The organism is Mycobacterium sp. E787 (assembly GCF_001668725.1).
Taxonomy (GTDB): domain Bacteria; phylum Actinomycetota; class Actinomycetes; order Mycobacteriales; family Mycobacteriaceae; genus Mycobacterium.
Genome location: NZ_LZKL01000071.1, coordinates 1 through 14,378 on the forward strand (window position 1 = coordinate 1; position 14,378 = coordinate 14,378).

At 68.6% G+C, this 14,378-nt stretch carries 14 protein-coding genes and 1 pseudogene; 7 read left to right on the forward strand and 8 right to left on the reverse strand.

From position 1 onward, the window contains the following. The first annotated feature begins 57 nt into the window (after positions 1 to 57). Together A5705_RS15020 and A5705_RS15025 are read left to right on the forward strand one after the other, a co-directional pair. Entirely contained in the window at positions 58 to 1,707 is a 1,650-nt protein-coding gene (locus A5705_RS15020) for an LGFP repeat-containing protein (RefSeq protein WP_197521281.1), read from the forward strand. An 85-nt stretch (positions 1,708 to 1,792) separates the two neighbouring features. Then, on the forward strand, positions 1,793 to 3,319 hold the full coding sequence (locus A5705_RS15025) for a PE family protein (RefSeq protein WP_068278369.1): 1,527 nt from the start codon (positions 1,793 to 1,795) through the stop codon (positions 3,317 to 3,319). Here A5705_RS15025 and A5705_RS15030 read toward each other — a convergent pair whose 3' ends face one another. From A5705_RS15030 to A5705_RS15045, 4 genes are read right to left on the reverse strand one after another with little or no spacing between them, the layout of a single operon-like run. Beyond that, entirely contained in the window at positions 3,320 to 4,135 is an 816-nt protein-coding gene (locus A5705_RS15030; protein ID WP_068278370.1) for a Cof-type HAD-IIB family hydrolase, read from the reverse strand. A gap of 25 nt (positions 4,136 to 4,160) precedes the next feature. After that, positions 4,161 to 4,946 carry a 1-acyl-sn-glycerol-3-phosphate acyltransferase gene (locus tag A5705_RS15035; RefSeq protein ID WP_067879497.1) on the reverse strand — a complete coding sequence of 262 codons (786 nt, stop codon included), beginning with the start codon at positions 4,944 to 4,946 and terminating at the stop codon, positions 4,161 to 4,163. A 17-nt stretch (positions 4,947 to 4,963) separates the two neighbouring features. Then, positions 4,964 to 5,731, reverse strand: a complete 768-nt coding sequence (locus A5705_RS15040; RefSeq protein WP_068278372.1) for a 1-acyl-sn-glycerol-3-phosphate acyltransferase — start codon at positions 5,729 to 5,731, stop codon at positions 4,964 to 4,966. 3 nt (positions 5,732 to 5,734) lie between these two features. Continuing rightward, on the reverse strand, positions 5,735 to 6,505 hold the full coding sequence (locus A5705_RS15045; protein ID WP_067879491.1) for a 1-acyl-sn-glycerol-3-phosphate acyltransferase: 771 nt from the start codon (positions 6,503 to 6,505) through the stop codon (positions 5,735 to 5,737). A 26-nt stretch (positions 6,506 to 6,531) separates the two neighbouring features. Here A5705_RS15045 and A5705_RS15050 point away from each other — a divergent pair. From A5705_RS15050 to A5705_RS15060, 3 genes and pseudogenes are all read left to right on the forward strand, one after another. Continuing rightward, positions 6,532 to 6,888 (forward strand): annotated as a pseudogene (locus A5705_RS15050) (hypothetical protein); the annotation flags it as partial. 81 nt (positions 6,889 to 6,969) lie between these two features. Then, entirely contained in the window at positions 6,970 to 8,520 is a 1,551-nt protein-coding gene (locus tag A5705_RS15055) for an MBL fold metallo-hydrolase (RefSeq protein WP_068278376.1), read from the forward strand. Then, positions 8,517 to 8,849 carry a hypothetical protein gene (locus A5705_RS15060; RefSeq protein WP_067879482.1) on the forward strand — a complete coding sequence of 111 codons (333 nt, stop codon included), beginning with the start codon at positions 8,517 to 8,519 and terminating at the stop codon, positions 8,847 to 8,849. Before A5705_RS15055 ends, A5705_RS15060 begins: the two co-directional genes overlap by 4 nt. On the opposite strand, the gene A5705_RS15065 is transcribed toward A5705_RS15060, so the two are convergent. Both A5705_RS15065 and A5705_RS15070 read right to left on the reverse strand, forming a co-directional pair. Beyond that, positions 8,846 to 10,408 (reverse strand): NAD(P)/FAD-dependent oxidoreductase, encoded by a 1,563-nt coding sequence (locus tag A5705_RS15065; protein WP_067879477.1) that lies wholly within the window; start codon positions 10,406 to 10,408, stop codon positions 8,846 to 8,848. The two genes, A5705_RS15060 and A5705_RS15065, sit on opposite strands and share 4 nt — an antisense overlap. Positions 10,409 to 10,475: 67 nt before the next feature. Continuing rightward, positions 10,476 to 11,093, reverse strand: a complete 618-nt coding sequence (locus A5705_RS15070; RefSeq protein WP_067879474.1) for a TetR/AcrR family transcriptional regulator — start codon at positions 11,091 to 11,093, stop codon at positions 10,476 to 10,478. A gap of 69 nt (positions 11,094 to 11,162) precedes the next feature. On the opposite strand from A5705_RS15070, the gene A5705_RS15075 reads away from it, so the two are divergent. Continuing rightward, positions 11,163 to 11,651, forward strand: a complete 489-nt coding sequence (locus A5705_RS15075) for a DUF2834 domain-containing protein (RefSeq protein WP_067879471.1) — start codon at positions 11,163 to 11,165, stop codon at positions 11,649 to 11,651. Between the two features lie 18 nt (positions 11,652 to 11,669). Here A5705_RS15075 and A5705_RS15080 read toward each other — a convergent pair whose 3' ends face one another. Continuing rightward, positions 11,670 to 12,239, reverse strand: coding sequence for a class I SAM-dependent methyltransferase (locus tag A5705_RS15080; protein WP_068278377.1), 570 nt, complete (start codon positions 12,237 to 12,239; stop codon positions 11,670 to 11,672). A 55-nt stretch (positions 12,240 to 12,294) separates the two neighbouring features. Here A5705_RS15080 and A5705_RS15085 point away from each other — a divergent pair, with 55 nt between their 5' ends. Then, positions 12,295 to 13,035 carry a helix-turn-helix transcriptional regulator gene (locus A5705_RS15085; RefSeq protein ID WP_068278378.1) on the forward strand — a complete coding sequence of 247 codons (741 nt, stop codon included), beginning with the start codon at positions 12,295 to 12,297 and terminating at the stop codon, positions 13,033 to 13,035. Positions 13,036 to 13,110: 75 nt separating this feature from the next. Here the strand turns inward: A5705_RS15085 and serS are convergent, their stop codons facing one another. Beyond that, the gene (gene serS, locus A5705_RS15090) at positions 13,111 to 14,370 is read right to left on the reverse strand and encodes a serine--tRNA ligase (protein WP_067879462.1); all 1,260 of its coding nucleotides are present in this window, start codon (positions 14,368 to 14,370) and stop codon (positions 13,111 to 13,113) included. Positions 14,371 to 14,378 lie beyond the last annotated feature (8 nt).

Genomic DNA, 14,378 nt, shown 5'->3' on the forward strand with positions numbered 1-14,378 from the left:
GCGGCGGGCATCGTGTCGCCTCATAATTAACACCAGAAACACAAGTAACATCAGCTGGTGTCGTCCCGCAGTCGCGCGCCCACGACGTTGCTCACCGCCATCGCGGCGACGGTCGTCATCGTCTCGTGGGTGGGCGAAGCGACACACGACCGCGGCGCGCCGCAGCCGCCGCGGGTACAGGACACCCAGCTGGCCGAGCAGCCGCTGATCGGGCTCGCGGGCGGCGTCACGGTTCGCGAACTCACGCAGGCCACGCCGTTTTCGATGGTCGCGCTCACCGGCGACCTCGCCGGCACGTCGACCCGCGTCCGCGCGAAACGCCCCGACGGAAGCTGGGGGCCCTGGTACCAGACCGAGTATGAGACCTCGGCACCCGACGCCGGCCCGGCCGGCGACGACGAGTCGGCCGGGCCGTCGGAGGGGCCGCGCAGCACCGACCCGGTGTTCGTCGGCGCGACCACGACGGTGCAGGTAGCCGTCACCCGCCCGATGGACGCGCCGCCGACGGGCTCGAACCCCCCGGCGGCCCACGACGGGTTGGGATACAAGCCGGTGAGCAGGGAACAGCCCTACGGGCAGAACATCTCCGCGATCCTCATCTCCCCGCCGCAAACGCCGGCCAGGACGCACTGGACGCCGCCGAGCGGGGTGATGATGCCCGGGCAACCGCCCCCCATCATCAGCCGGGCCGAGTGGGGCGCCGACGAGTCGCTGCGCTGTGGTAGTCCGCAGTACGACAACGGGATTCGCGCCGCGGTGGTCCACCACACCGCCGGCAGCAACGACTACTCGCCGCTGGAATCGGCCGGGATCGTCAAGGCGATCTACACCTATCACGCCAAGACCCTGGGGTGGTGCGACATCGCCTACAACGCGCTGGTCGACAAGTACGGCCAGGTGTTCGAGGGCAGCGCCGGGGGGCTCACCAAGGCCGTGGAGGCCTTCCACACCGGCGGATTCAACCGCAACACGTGGGGCGTGGCGATGATCGGCAACTTCGACGACGTGCCGCCCACGCCGATCCAGCTGCGAACCCTGGGCAGGCTGCTCGGCTGGCGGCTGGGCATGGACGGCGTCGACCCCAAGGGCACGGTGGCGCTGGAGTCGGCCGGCAGCCACTACACCACCTTCGCGGCCGGAACCATCGCCAACCTGCCCACCATCTTCACGCACCGCGACGTCGGCAACACCGACTGCCCGGGCAACGCCGCCTACGCCTTGATGGACGAAATCCGGGACATCGCATCGCATTTCAATGATCCGCCCGAGGAGCTGATCAATGCGCTCAAGGGCGGGGCAATTTACGATCACTGGCTGGCGATGGGCGGGATGAACAGCCCCCTGGGCGCGCCCACGTCTCCGGAAGACAGCGCCGAGGGCGGCGCCCGTTTCGTCACCTTCGCCAAGGGCGCGATGTACTGGTCGCCTGAGATCGGCCCGCAACCGGTGACCGGTGCGATCTACGACGCCTGGGCGTCGCTGAGCTACGAGAGGGGCCCGCTCGGATTGCCGACGAGCGCGGAAATGCAAGAGCCGCTGCAGATTACGCAGAACTTCCAACACGGAACCCTGAACTACGACCGGCTTACCGGTAACGTCACCTCGGTCATCGACGGCGTCACGACGCCGCTGTCGACACAATCGCCGAGCGGCCCCGAGGTGCCACCCGAACACTTCTCGCTGCCGAGTCACCCCACCGCCACCTGACGGGTTTCCGGGCGTTTCGCGCTCGGTGTGTCCGCCGTCACAGTAGGCTCGACCTGCCTGGGGTTGGGATCGAGGGGAGGCGGTCGTGTCATTTGTGATCACAGAACCGGAGCTGGTAACGGCCGCGGCCGAACAGCTGGCGGGTATCGGCTCGAATCTGGGCGACGCGACAGCGGCGGCCGCGGGTCCCACGACCGGTGTGGCCGCGGCGGCGTCCGACGAGGTGTCGATCGCGATCTCCGAGGTGTTCGGCAGGATCGGCCGGGAGTTCCAAGCTCTGGGCGCGCAAGCCGCGGCGTTTGAGGACGAATTCGTCGCGCTCTTGAACGGTGGCGCGACGGCGTACCTCGGCACCGAGATCGCCAACGCCGAGCAGAGCCTGTTGTCGACCGGATTTCCGGCCGCGTCCGGCCTGGCCGCCGCGTCCCCGGGCGGCGCGTACGGGCAACTGATCGCCACCACGTCGGCAAACCTGCAAACCCTCTTCAACGCCTGGTCCGCGGACCCGTTCCCGTTGCTGCGCCAGGTGCTGGTCAACCAGCTGGGTTACTGGCAGCAGGTCGCGACGTCGCTTACCAACACCATCGAAAACTTCCCCACGTTCCTGGCGGGCCTGCCGGCGGCCATCCGATCCGGCATCCAGCAACTCCTGACATTCCCCGCCGCGTACTACGTGCAGCAGTTCATCACCACACAGATCGGCTTCGCCCAGCAGTTCGCCACCAACCTCTACGCCGCGACAACCGGCATCGTGGCCGGCCTGCCCGCGTTCGGCGCTCAGCTGCAGGTGGCCCTGCAGGCCGTCCTGGCGGGCAATTATTACGGCGCGGTGCAGGACGTCGCGCAGGCCTTCGCCAATCTCGTTGTCACGGGGGCCAATCCGGGCACTCCGGTGGTCACCATCACGGGTGGCCTACTCAACCCCACCTTGAATGCCACGGTCACCCCGACACTGCTCGGCCCGCTGGGAAATCTCTTCGCCCTCGCGAACATCCCCGGGCAGGAGGCGCAGTACTTCACCAACCTGATGCCGCCGTCGATCCTTCGACAGATGTCGCAGAACTTCACCAATGTGCTGAATGTGCTTACGATTCCGAGCATTTCGGCGACCGCCACTGTCCCGATCCTCAATCCCACGACCGGATCGCTCAGCGCCTTCTTCGGCTTGCCATTGGTGGTCACCTACGCCGTGGCGGGCGCGCCGCTGGCGACGCTGGGCGGGATGGCGAACGCGGCGACGGCGGTTCAACAGGCGCTGTTGGCCGGCAACGGCGTCGGAGCGCTTGGTGCACTGATCAACAGCCCGGCCGTCGTGGCCAACGGGTTGCTCAACGGCGAAACCATCGTGGATATGACGATCCCGGTGCCCGTCAACGTCACCATTCCGGTCATCGGCCCCGTCAGCACCACCGTGCCGATCACGTTGCACCTGCCCTTCGACGGCATTCTCGTTCCGCCCCACCCGGTGACCGCGACGATAGATCTGAGCGGCATCGTCCCGAATACGCAAATCCCCGTGACCATCTTCGGCACGCCGTTCATGGGACTGGCGCCCTTGATGCTCAACTACCTGCCGCAGCAGCTGGCGGCGCACATCGCACCCGCGGGTTAGCTAAAGCCACCAGCGTTCCAGCACCCGGCCCACCCCGTCGTCGGTGTTGGGCGCGGTGACTTCGTCGGCGGCGGCCACGACGTCGGGATGCGCATTGCCCATCGCCACGCCGTGGCCGGCCCACCGCAGCATCGGGATGTCGTTGGGCATGTCGCCGAACGCCACCACCTCGTCGCTGGTGATCCCCTGGGGTTTGGCGATCTCCTCCACCCCGCTGGCCTTGCTGATCCCCAGCGGCACGATCTCGACCAAACCGTTATTGGTGGAGTAGGTGATATCGCCTTCGATGCCAACGTGTTTCGCCAGTGCCGCCGCCATGTCCGCGCTGCGGGCGCCGGTCTTGCGGATCAGCAGCTTGATCGCAGGCGCACTCAGCAGGTCTTCGATCGACACCTCGGTGTTGTCCGGATTGAGCCAGGCATGCTCGTAGCCCGGCGAGCTGATGAATTGCGGCGTGGCCGTGTCATGGGCACGTTCGCCGATCCGCTCGACGGCCAGACCCGCGCCGGGGATGACGCGCGTCGCGAGCTCGGCCAATTCGGCCAGGGTGTCGACGGCCAGCGTTTGCGACGACACCACACGATCGTTCGCGGGGTCGTAGAGGACGGCGCCGTTGGCGCACACCGCGATCGGCGCGAAGCCGAGCGCCTCGACGACGGGACGGATCCAGCGCGGCGGGCGGCCGGTCGCGACGACGAATTGCGCGCCGGCGGCGACGGCCGCGCGCACGGCGTCGCGCGTGCGCGGGCTGACGGTCTCGTTTTCGTCGAACAGGGTGCCGTCGACGTCGCAGGCGATCAGCGCCGGCAAGGTCATGGAGGCGATCCGCCCTCTGCAGTCGTCAATGCAATCCGCTTTGGCCCTGCCCCGGTCGGGTCACGCCGTCGCTACCGTACCTTTGCACCCGCTCCTGCAGTTCGGCCAACCGGATCGCACGGGAGTCGTCTTGGCTCGGCGCGGTGCCGCCCAGCCGCCGCGGCACCCAATACTGGCCCTCGGGGTGCGGATACTCCTCCTGCACCCGGTACAGCAGCGCATTCATCGCCTGCCGCAGCGTGGCGTTGAGCTGATCGGCCGTGCCCTGCGGCTGCAGCGGGCGGCCGACGGCCACGGTGATCGGAACCTTGTTGCGGAAAACCTTCTTCGGGTGGTCCTTCGGCCAAATCCGATGGGCGCCCCAGACGACCACCGGGATCAGCGGCACCTGCGCCTCGACGGCCATCCGCGCCGCCCCGGTCTTGAATTCCCGGAGCTCGAAGCTGCGGCTGATCGTCGCCTCGGGATGCATGCCGATGAGCTGGCCCTCGCGCATGCGCTGCACGGCCACCTCGAGCGCGCCGTGTCCCGCCCGGCGATCCACCGGGATGAGCCGCGCGTGCTTGATCACGTAGTTGACCGCCTTCACGTCGGCCATTTCGGCCTTGATCATGAAGTACATCCGCCGACCGCGCTCCTTGACGGCCAGCATCGTCGGGAGCCAGTCGAGGTAGCTGGTGTGGTTCTGGGCCAGCAGGGCACCGCCGCGCGTGGGGATGTTCTCCAGCCCGTGGTAGGTGAATTTCGTTCCCTGCATGGCGACGACCGGCGGAACGACCCACTCCGCAAACCGGTAGAACGGCTCTGCCATCTCCTTGCTCCTTCCCCCTAACGCGACTGATGCGGAGTGCGGTTGGCGGCCTTCCTCGCCGACCGTGCCGCGACCTCGTCGGCCTCTATCCGGGCCGCCTCGGCCAAAGTCGGTGCGCCTCCGCCCAGCCGGCGCGGCACCCAGTAGGCGCCGGCGGGGTGCGGATAGGCGTGCTGCGCCCGGTGCAACAGCGCGGTCATCGATTCGCGCAGGGCGGCCGTGGTGGACGCGACGTCCGCGGCCGCGCGCAACGGCCCACCCACCTCCACCGAGATCGGCACCTTCTTGCGGCCGACGTTGCGGGGATGGTCCTTGGTCCAAATGCGGTGAGCCCCCCACACGACCACCGGCACGATCGGCACGTCCGCCTCGACGGCCATCCGGGCCGCGCCCGTCTTGAAGTCCTTGAGCTCGAAACTGCGGCTGATCGTGGCCTCGGGATAGACGCCGACCAGCTCGCCCTCGCGCAGGCGTTGGACGGCGACCGCATAGGCGTCCGCCCCGGCGCCGCGGTCCACCGGAATGGTGCGGGTGCGCTTGATCAGGAAATTGACCACCTTCACCTGTTGCATCTCGGCTTTGATCATGAATCTAAGCCGACGACGTCGCCGATGCACAGCCAATGCGGCGGGCAAAAAGTCGACGTAACTGGTGTGGTTGATCGCGATCACGGCGCCGCCCCGATCGGGGATGTTCTCCTCGCCCCGGTAGGTGATGGGGGTGCCGGTGGCCAGCACCACGAGGCGGGCCAGGATCTCGAGGGCGCGAAAGGTCGGCTCCGCCATCGGCTACTGCTCCGGCGGCCCGGTGGCTCTGGCGCGACGGGCCGCCCGCTCGGCGGCCTCCTCGGCGTCCATGCGGGCCGCCTCGGCGAGCGACGGTGCGCTGCCGCCGAGCCGTCGCGGCACCCAGAACTCACCGGCCGGATGCGGCCCATACATTTCTTGGGCCCGTTCCAGCAGGTGCTGCATCCGCGAATGCAGCAGCCCCTTCAACTCCTCGACGGCCAGCGTGGGTTCGATCGGTTCACCCGCCAGGACGACGATCGGCACCTTGGGGCGCAGCAGCTTCTTGGGGTGGCCCTTGGTCCAGATGCGCTGCGCGCCCCAGACGATGTGCGGAACGATCGGCACCCCGGCCTCGACCGCCATCCGGGCCGCACCGGACTTGAACTCCTTGATTTCGAAGCTGCGGCTGATCGTGGCCTCGGGGTAGACGCCGACCAGCTCGCCGTCCTTGAGGTTCCGCACGGCGGCCTCGTATGACGCGGCCCCGTCCTGGCGGTCCACGGGAATGTGCCGCAGGCTGCGCATGATCGGCCCGGTGATCTTGTCGTCGAACACCTCTTGCTTGGCCATGAACCGCACCTTGCGCCCCAGGCCCTGCTTGTACGCGGGCAAACCCGCGAAGGTGAAGTCCAGGTAGCCGGTGTGGTTGATCGCGATGACGGCGCCGCCGCTTTTCGGTAAGTTCTCGACGCCCGAGACAGTGATCTTCAGACCCTGAATGCGCCAGACCAAGCGGGCGAGCTGAATGACTGTCCCGTATACCGGTTCCACAGCACTTCAGCCTAGTGCTCCCGACTGTGAGCCGCCCGAAGTGCCGGAAGTGCCGAGGAGAGGCCCCGTGTCCGTCCCCGATCCCCCCGCCACCCGTGCCGGCGGTCGTGGGCCGCTTCGCCGCGGGCAGGCCCGTGCGCGCGGTCTGGGTCAACGAGCTCGGTGGGGTCACCTTCCGAGTGGGCGCGGGGTCCACCGGGGCGGAGTTCATCAAGGTGGCTCCCGCCGAAGTCGCCGACTTCGGCGGTGAAGCGCAGCGGCTGTGCTGGGCGGGCCGCTATGTGACCGTGCCGCCCGTCCTGGGCGGGGGCGTCGACGGGCACCGCGCGTGGCTGCGCACCGACCCGGCGCGCATCGGGTTTTACCGGCGGTTGTGGCGGGCCGAGGATGCGGCCTCGCGCTAAGCTCGGGGGCTGGCAAGCCGTCAACCGGCGGCGGGCCCCGATTTCCCAGGAAAGGCATCAGTGCAGGTCACGAGCGTCGGCCACGCCGGATTCCTGATCGAGACCCACGCGGGCAGCATCCTGTGTGACCCCTGGGTCAATCCGGCCTACTTCGGGTCCTGGTTTCCGTTCCCGGACAACAGCGGGCTGGACTGGGACCGGCTGGGCGACTGTGACTACCTGTACGTGTCGCACCTGCACAAGGACCACTTCGACGCCAAGAACCTGCGCGAGCACGTCAACAAGGACGCGGTGGTGCTGCTTCCCGACTTCCCGGTGCCCGACCTGCGAAACGAGTTGCAACTCCTGGGCTTTCACCGGTTCGTCGAGACCACGGACTCGACCAAGCACCGGGTCGGCGGGCCCAAGGGCGATCTCGACATCATGATCATCGCCCTGCGCGCCCCGGCCGACGGCCCGATCGGCGACTCCGCGCTGGTGGTGTCCGACGGCACCACCACGGTGTTCAACATGAACGACGCACGGCCGGTGGAAATGGAGGTGCTGGCAACGGAATTCGGCCACGTGGACGTGCACCTGCTGCAGTACTCCGGGGCGATCTGGTACCCGATGGTCTACGACATGCCGGCCCGGGCCAAGGAGTCGTTCGGGATCCAGAAGCGGCAGCGCGGGATGGATCGCGCCCGCCAATACATCGCCCAGGTGGGGGCGCGCTGGGTGGTGCCGTCCGCGGGGCCGCCGTGCTTTCTGGACCCGGAGTTGCGCCACCTCAACGACGACCACGGCGATCCGGCCAACATCTTCCCCGACCAGGTCGTCTTCCTGGAGCAGATGCGCACGCACGGCCACGACGGCGGCCTGCTGATGATCCCGGGGTCGACCGCCGACTTCACCGGCGCCACGCTGAACTCGCTGCGCCATCCGCTGCCCGCCGACGACGTGGAGGCCATCTTCACCACCGGCAAAGCGGCCTACATCGCCGACTATGCCGACCGGATGGCCCCCGTGCTGGCCGCGGAACGCGCCGGCTGGGCCCCGGCGACCGGCGAGCCACTGCTCGACCAGCTGCGCGCGCTCTTCGAGCCGATCATGCTGCAGAGCGACGAGATCTGCGACGGCATCGGCTACCCCGTCGAGCTGGTCATCGGGCCCGAGACGGTGATCCTCGACTTCCCGAAAAGATCAGTGCGCGAACGGATTCCCGACGAGAAGGTGCGTTACGGCTTCGCGATCGCGCCGGAGCTGGTGCGCACTGTGTTGCGCGATCACGAACCCGACTGGGTCAACACGATCTTCTTGTCCACCCGCTTCACCGCGTGGCGGGTCGGCGGCTACAACGAATACCTGTACACGTTCTTCAAGTGCCTGACCGACGAGCGGATCGCCTACGCGGACGGGTGGTTCGCCGAGACCCACGACGACTCCGCGTCGATCACGCTGGACGGCTGGGAGATGCAACGCCGTTGCCCCCACCTCAAGGCCGACCTGTCGAAATTCGGCGTGGTGGAGGGCAACACCTTGACCTGTAACCTGCACGGCTGGCAGTGGCGGTTGGACGACGGCCACTGCCTGACCGCGCGGGGCCACCAACTGCGCAGCTCGAAGAAATGACCGCGACCTACGATGACGGCTTGGTTCAGCTGGACCGGGCGGCGATCACGTTGCGCCGCTACCACTTTCCGTCCGGCACGTCGAAGGTCATCGCGCTGGAAGCGATCCGCGGTTACAGGACCGAGTCGCTGGGCATGTTCGTGCAGCGCTTCCGCATCTGGGGCAGCTCCGACCTCCGCCGCTGGCTACCCCTGGACATCCAGCGGCCCTTCAAGTCCAAGCTGATCACCCTGGACGTACCGGGGACCTGGCCCAGCCCCGCGTTGACCCCGGCCCGCCCGGACGAGTTCACGGCGTTGCTGGACGAACTGCTGAGCCAGCGCGGTTAGCGCCCCAGGTCACGCAGCGCCGCGCGGGCGGCGTTGTAGCCGGGGATGAACGTGATCCCCGGCCCGCCGTGGCAGCCCGCCCCGCCGAGGTACAGCCCCTCGATCGGGATGGGCTGGCCGCGAAAGCCTTTCGGGCCCGGCCGGTTCGGCCCGATCTGATCCGAGCTCAACAGCCCGTGGCAGTAGTCGCCGCCCGGGGCGCCGAACATCACCCCCATGTGCCTGGGCGTGAAGGTGGTGTGCCGGATGATGCTGCGCTCGAAGTTCGGCGCGAGCCGGGTGATCTTGTCGATCACCCGCTGGCCCATCTCGACCTTCGTCTGGCCATAGTCGGCACCGCCCTCGATCGGGAACCACAGCGCGAACGCCGATGCGGCGTGCTTGCCCTCGGGCGCCAGGTCCGGATCGTTCTGTGACGGGATCTGCAGCACCACCGTCGGGTCGGCCGGCACGATCCCGCGCCGGGCGTTCTCCCACTGCTGCTGGACTTCCTCCGGCGTGCAGAACAGGCCGATGGAGGCCTGCATGGCCGGCTCGTTGAGCGCCTCGTAGGGCGCGGCGAACTGCGGCGCCTCCTCCAGCGCGAAGTGCATCTGCAGGTAGCTGCCACGATGGTCGATCCCCGCGTAACGCTCGCGGATGTCGGCGGGCAGCGCGGCGGGATCGACCATCTCGTTCAGCGTGACGTCGGGCGCCAGGTTGGAGACGACGATCGGCGCGGTTAGCGTCTCGCCGGCCTCCGTGCGCACGCCGGTCACCCGGCCCCCGGCGACCAGGATTTCGGTGACCTTGGTGCGCAGCCGCACCTCACCGCCCAGGCTCTCCAAGAGTTCGGCCAGGTGCGCGGTGAGCGCGCCGATGCCGCCGCGCAGCTTCTTCATCTGCATGGTGTCGCCGTCGGGAACGCCGAGCCCGAAGGCGAGTGCCGCGGCGCTGCCCGGCGTGGCCGGCCCGCGGTAGAGGGTGTTGACGGCCAGCACGGTCATCGAGCCGCGCAACGCGCCGTGCTTCTCGCGGTCGGGCAGGTAGCGGTCCAGCACATCGGTGACCGAACCGAACAGCATGTCGTCGATGGCCGAGCGCTCGAATTCATTGGTGGCGCAGGCGTACATCTCGTCGAAAGTCTTGGGCTCGGTCCCCGCCTCGAACCGGCCCAGGGCCCGGGTCGGCGCCTGGCTCCAGGCCATCAGGCCCGCCATCCCGTTGACGGCGTCCGCGCCGTGCACCTCGTTGAGGTGCGTGAACAACTTGATGGGGTCGCTGTACTGGATGAGCGGATCGTCGCCGACGCCGCGCACCGCGACCGACATCACGTCCAGGTCGATCGTCTCGAGGGTGTCGAGGCCCAGCTCCTCGACCACCACCGACGCCGTCGGGAACTGCACCGAGCCGGCGATCTCGAAGCGATAGCCGTCGAAAAGCTCGACCGTGGAGGCCATCCCACCGGCATACAGCTTGGCGTCCAGGCACACCGTTCGCAGGCCGGCCTTCTGCAGCAGTACCGCCGCGGCCAACCCGTTGTGTCCCGCACCGATGACGATCGCGTCGTATTCAGTCATGTCCCTGCCCTCCGGAAAGGAGGCTGACACGGCCGCGAAGTTTTGTCAATTATGACGAAACGCGGCGTCAGGCGCCGGCGGCCCAGGCGTCGGTGATCCCGGCGCGCAACGACTCGAGCGCCGTGTGGCACATCCGCGCCAGCTCCCCCAGCGAGCGATCGTCGCCGATCATCCAGAGTTCCATCGCGCCGAACACCGCGGCCGCGACGCAGCGGGCGGTCACCGCGGCGCGCAACCGCGCGTCCGGGTCGTGCATCGCCGCGCAGCTACGCCGTTGCAGTTGCTCTTGGATGGCGTCGGCGAAGTCGGCCTGGACTTCCTGGATGTGGCGCACGATGCGGCCGGGGTCGAGCTCACCGCCCCGCAGCGCGGCGATCTTCGTCACGGCCTCAACGTCATAGGGAAACGAGAAGACCGCCGACTGCACGGAATCGATGATCGGCTCCGCGGCGGGCCGGGCATCCAACGCGGCGCGGAACCAGGTCAGCCCGGTGTAGTCGGCAAACAGCAAGTCGTGCTTGGACCGGAAGTGGCGATAGAAGGTCCGCAGCGACACCCCCGCGTCCGACGCGATCTGCTCGGCCGACGTCTCCTCGACGCCCTGGGCCAGGAACCGCACCAGCGCGGCCTGGATCAGCGCCTCCCGGGTGCGCTCGCTGCGCGCCGTCTGCGCGGGCCTGACCATGGGAGTAAGGTACCTCAGAATCTTTTGTCACTATTGACAGAACTTTGGCCGGGGGGTGAGACTTCGCCCATGATCTGGCTTTACATCCACGCAATACTCGGGATCGCCGTCGTCGCCTGGATTATCGCGTCGAACCCGAAGATCTACGCCAAACCGGCCGACGGGCCGTGGCTGTCGGCGCTGGAGTGCGTCTACTACGCGGCGGGCATCGCCTCGGTCGTGCTGGGCTGGTATTTCAACATTCACTTCGTGCTCGCCGCGCACGGCGAGGGCAGCATCGTGTCGGGGCCGGCCAGTTATCCGCACTTCCTGGCGGAGCAGTTCGCCAACCCGGCCGCGGGTTCGGGCGACCAGGACTACATCATCGCGAATGTCATTCTGTTGCCGGTCTTTACGATCGTCGACGGCTACCGGCGCGGGATCCGGCGGCCGTGGCTGTTCTTCCTCGCGAGCTTTTTCACCAGCTTCTCGTTCCCGCTCGCCTTCTACTTCGCGACCATGGAGCGGATGCGCCGGCACGCGAAATCCACGCCGACACCCGCGACCGTGGACGCGTAGGCCGGTCTCAGGCCGCTCTCAAGCCGGCTTGGTGACGCGCCAGCGCTGTCGCCCGCCGCTGACGTCGACCGCGACGTGGACGAATCCGGCCGCTTGAAGCCGCCGACGCAGGTCCGCCGGTGGAATCGGGTTGTAGGTGTCGGCGATGTGGAGGAGCCGGAAGGACAGCGACGGCACGCCGTCGCTGCCGGCGAACACGCCGCCGGGCCGCAGCACCCGGAACGCCTCGCCGAACAGCCGATCCTGGAGCTCTGCGTCGGGGACGTGATGCAGCATCGTGAAGCACACCACCGAGCTGAAGTGGTCGTCGGGCAACCCGGTGTCGGTGCCGTCGCCGTGCATGATGCGGGCCCGATCGCCGTAGCGGCGATTCAGCCGATCGGCCATCGCGGCATCGACCTCGACGGCCGTAAGTGCCTCGGCCCTGTCCAGCAGGGCGCGCGTCGTCGCCCCGTAACCGGGCCCGATTTCCAGTGTGCGAGAACCCAATTCGACGTCGCCCAGCACCCAGGGCAGCAGCCGGTCCGCCACCGTCTCCTGCCAGCCCGTCGAACTGCACCGCCACCGGTGCAACAGATTCATCGCCATCTCGCCAACGCTAGGCGCCGAGCCGCCTTGCGGGCTTCCGATATTCTGCCTTGATATGTCGGAAAGCGGCCACAACGGCCTGGCGACCTCGTCCCAGTCGCTGCCGCCGGGCGCGCGGATCCGGCGGCACCGGCATCGCCTGCACCAGATCGTCTACCCGTCCGCGGGCGCGGTCTCGGTCACCACGCCCGCGGGCACCTGGATCACGCCGACGAATCGGGCCATCTGGATACCGGCGGGCGTGTGGCACGAACACAGGTTCCACGGCCACACCCGGTTCCACGGCGTCGCGCTCGACCCCGGACGCTACCGTCGGGGCCCCGCGACACCGACGGTGCTCGCCGTCAATCCCTTGATGCGAGAACTGATCATCGCGTGCTCGGAATCCGAGGCGCTCGACACCGGCGAACACCACCGGATGCTGGGCGTGCTGCACGACCAGTTGCAAACGACGAGCGCCCGCGAGCCACTGTGGATCCCGACCCCCGCCGACAGCCGGTTGCGGCAGGCGTGCACCCTCATCACCGACAACCTGGCGGCCCCGCTCACGTTGCGCCAGCTCAGCAACCGGGTCGGCGTCAGCCAGCGCACCCTGAGCCGCCTGTTCGGCGACGAGCTGGGCATGACCTACCCGCAGTGGCGCACGCAGGTCCGCCTCCAGCACGCGCTGATGCTGCTCGCCGAGAACCGCGGTGTCACCGCGGTGGCGCTGGCGTGCGGCTGGGCCACGCCCAGCGCCTTCATCGACACCTACCGGCGCGCCTTCGGCCACACCCCGGGCGCCCGCCGTCTCTAGCCAATGATGGCGACCCGTCCCCCAGCTCCGCGGGGGTACCCCCAGCGCCCGGCTACGCCGCGCTTGCGATCGCCACTAGCCGGCCGGCTCCAGCAGGTCGGTGCCCACGAACGGCGCCAGCGCGGCGGGCACCCGCACGCTGCCGTCGGGCTGCTGGTGGTTCTCCAGGATCGCCACCAACCACCGGGTGGTGCCCAGGGTGCCGTTGAGCGTGGCCGCCACCTGAGGCTTGCCGTTCGCGTCCCGGTAGCGCGTGGCCAGCCGGCGCGCCTGGAACGTGGTGCAGTTCGACGTTGACGTCAGCTCGCGGTAGGTGCCCTGCGTGGGAACCCATGCCTCGCAGTCGAATTTGCGCGCGGCAGACGAGCCGAGATCGCCCGCGGCGACGTCGATCACCCGGTACGGCACCTCGATGCGGGCCAGCATCTCGCGCTGCCAGCCCAGCAGCCGTTGGTGTTCGGCCTCGGCGTCGGCGGGCGCGCAGTAGACGAACCCCTCCACCTTGTCGAACTGGTGCACCCGGATGATGCCACGGGTGTCCTTGCCGTAGCTGCCGGCCTCACGCCGGAAACACGACGACCAGCCCGCGTAGCGCAGCGGCCCGCCGGACAGATCGAGGATCTCGTCGGCGTGGTAGCCGGCCAGCGGCACCTCCGACGTCCCCACCAGGTACAGGTCGTCGGCCTCCACCCGGTACACCTCGTCCGCGTGCGCGCCCAGGAACCCGGTGCCGGCCATCACCTCCGGGCGCACCAGCACGGGCGGGATCATCGGGATGAAGCCGTTGTCGACGGCCAGCCGCAGGGCCAGCTGCAACAGGCCCAGCTGCAGCAGCGCGCCGCGGCCGGTGAGGAAGTAGAACCGCGAGCCGGACACCTTGGCACCGCGTTGCATGTCGATCAGGCCCAACGCCTCCCCCAATTCCAAATGGTCCCTGGGGTTTTCGATTGCCGCGGGCTCGCCGACGGTGTCGAGGACGACGTAGTCGTCCTCCCCGCCGGCGGGCACGCCGTCGACGACGACGTTCGAGATCGCCATGTGCGCCGCGGTGAACGCCGCCTCGGCCTCGGCCTGGGCGGCCTCCGCGGCCTTCACCTGCTCGGCGAGTTCCTTGGCGCGCGCCAGCCTGGCCGGGCGCTCGTCGGGTGACGCGGCGCCGACGCTCTTGCTGGCGGCCTTCTGTTCGGCGCGCAAGTCGTCGGCGGCCGAGATCGCCGCGCGGCGGTTGGCGTCGGCACTCAGCAACGCATCCACCAGCCCCGGGTCTTCGCCACGGTTGACTTGGGAGCGGCGCACGGCGTCGGGGTCTTGCCGGAGCAATTTCAGGTCGATCACGCGCCTGA